This is a genomic window from Bellilinea sp. (genome assembly GCF_034432615.1).
Taxonomy (GTDB): Bacteria; Chloroflexota; Anaerolineae; order Anaerolineales; family Anaerolineaceae; genus Bellilinea.
The window spans coordinates 1-2,331 of the sequence record NZ_DAOUBL010000209.1 but is presented as its reverse complement, the minus strand read 5'-3'; the positions used below and the strand labels follow the sequence as shown (position 1 = coordinate 2,331).

The 2,331-nt window shown below is 54.4% G+C and carries 2 protein-coding genes and 1 pseudogene; all 3 read left to right on the top strand.

Annotated features, from left to right (window positions below; translation table 11 throughout):
• Positions 1–812, top strand: an 812-nt coding sequence (locus tag VAE48_RS09380; protein WP_322793066.1) for a hypothetical protein, incomplete at its 5' end; no start/stop codon positions are given.
• A gap of 29 nt (positions 813–841) precedes the next feature.
• A complete protein-coding gene (locus VAE48_RS09375) occupies positions 842–1,822 on the top strand; it encodes an ornithine carbamoyltransferase (protein WP_322793065.1) in 981 nt (326 codons plus the stop codon).
• Between the two features lie 37 nt (positions 1,823–1,859).
• Positions 1,860–2,252, top strand: a pseudogene (locus tag VAE48_RS09370) (carbamate kinase); the annotation flags it as partial.
• Positions 2,253–2,331: the final 79 nt, after the last annotated feature.

The window sequence follows — 2,331 nt, the reverse complement described above, 5'->3', positions numbered from 1 at the left end:
TGACGGCTTTTTACCAGCCCAGCACCCGCACCCGCCTGGCGCACGAAGCCGCCATGCACCGCCTTGGCGGGCATGTGACCGGTTTTGCGGATGCCAAGATGACCCGCGCCGGTGACTGGTATCAGGAATCGATCAAAGATACCGTCAAAATGCTGGAATTCTACGGCGATGTGATCGTCATGCGCCACTTCCAGCAGGGAGCGCCGCATGAGGCGGCTAAGTGGGCCTCCGTGCCGATCATTAACGGTGGCGACGGCTGGGGTGAACATCCCACCCAGATTTTGACCGACCTCTACACTGTGCTGCGGGAAAAAGGCCGCATTGATGGCTTGAAGTGGCTGGCGGTTGGCGATATGCGCATGCGCACCATGCACTCGCTGGGTTACGCCCTGACGCAGTTTGACTGCCCGATCACCTTTGTTTCTCCGCCGGAGATGTCGCTGACCGAGGAGTTCAAGGCTGAGCTGAAATCCTACAGCCTGAATTTCCGCGAGGTGGAGCACGTTGAACAGGCGATTGCCGAAGCGGATGTGATTCTGGTTGAACCGGTGGTACAGCCCGATTACACCAAAGCCCGCGATGAACGCACCGGCAAAGATGTCGGCATGACCCCCTCGAACTACAAGATCACCCGTGAACTGCTGACCACCAAAGCCAAATCGGATGCGATTCTGCTACACTCGCTGCCGCGCATGGATGAAATCCCCACCGATGTGGATATTACCCGCTGGTCGCGCTACTGGCAGGAGGCCTATAACGGCGTCGTGATGCGCATGGCGTTGCTGGCGCTGGTGTTGGGCAAGATGGAATAAGCCTTACCAAGGAAGAATTTGGAGGAAACATGCAAACCTTTTTACACGGACGCGACCTGATTGGGGACCTCGACTTCTCCAGAGAAGAAGTCGAAACCGTGCTGGATGTGGCATTCGATCTCAAGCGCAAACGCGCTTTGAATGAGTCCACTGTTTATCTGCGGGATAAAGTGCTGGCGATGTTGTTCTTTTTCAGCAGCACCCGCACACGCGGATCATTTGAAGCCGGCATGGCGCACCTTGGCGGTCATGCCGCATTCATTGAAAGCCGCACGACCCAAATTGCCCATGGGGATACCCCCAAAGAAATTGGTGAGATTTTCGGCCGTTATTTCGATGGGATTGCCATCCGCCATGTGGATTGGGGAATTGGCAATAAGTACATCAGCGAAGTGGCCAAATACTCGCGTGTGCCGGTGCTGAACATGCAGTGCGACATCTGGCATCCCTTCCAGTGTCTGGCTGACTTGATGACCATTGTCGAAAAGAAAGGCCGCGATTTGCGCCGCAAGAAGATGGTAGTCTCATGGGCTTACGCTGCTTCGTATCAAAAACCGATGTCGGTACCGCAATCGCTGATCGTCCAGATGCCGCGCTTTGGGATGGACGTGGTGTTGGCGCACCCGCCCGAATTCCGCCTGATGCCGGAAGTGATGGAAATGGCGCAGGAACAGGCGCGTAAATACAAGGTCGGCTTTGAGGTGGTGGATGACATGGAAGAAGCATTCAAGGACGCCGATGTCATCTATGCCAAATCGTGGGGGGCTATGGTGCATACCCCGGACGCTAACGAAGGCGCCGAGATCATCAAGAAATACTCTCATTGGATTACCGATGAGCGCAAGATGGCGCTGGCGAAAGAGGATGCCATTTACATGCACCCGCTGCCTGCTGACCGCAATATCGAAGTGACCGACGGGGTCATGGACGGACCGCAGTCGGTGGTTTATGATGAAGCCGAAAACCGCATGCACGCCCAGATGGCGGTGATGGCGCTGACGATGGGCTAAAAAAATTATCATTTTGTGAGAGGAGAATTTAGAACTTATGGCAAAGAAGCTGGCTGTTGTAGCAATCGGCGGTAACTCGCTGATCAAGGATAACTCCAAAGTATCGGTAGAGGATCAGTATCAGGCCGCCAAAGAAACTGCTTATCATATCGTAGATATGATTGAAGCAGGCTGGGATGTGGCGATTGGACACGGCAATGGACCGCAGGTGGGTTTCATTCTGCGTCGTTCCGAGATTGCCGCTAAAGTAGAAGGGATGCACGAGGTTCCGCTGGATGTTTGCGGTGCCGATTCGCAAGGTGCGATTGGGTATGCGTTACAGCAAAACCTGCAAAACGAACTGCGCCGGCGCGGTATTGAAAAAACCGTTGCTACGGTGGTTACTCAGGTGCGTGTGGATGCCAATGACAAAGCCTTCCAAAATCCTACCTAACCGTTTGGCTTCGGCTTCATCCATGAAACCGCCAATCGGTTTCATGGATGAAGCCGTTTGGTTTCGGCTTCATCCA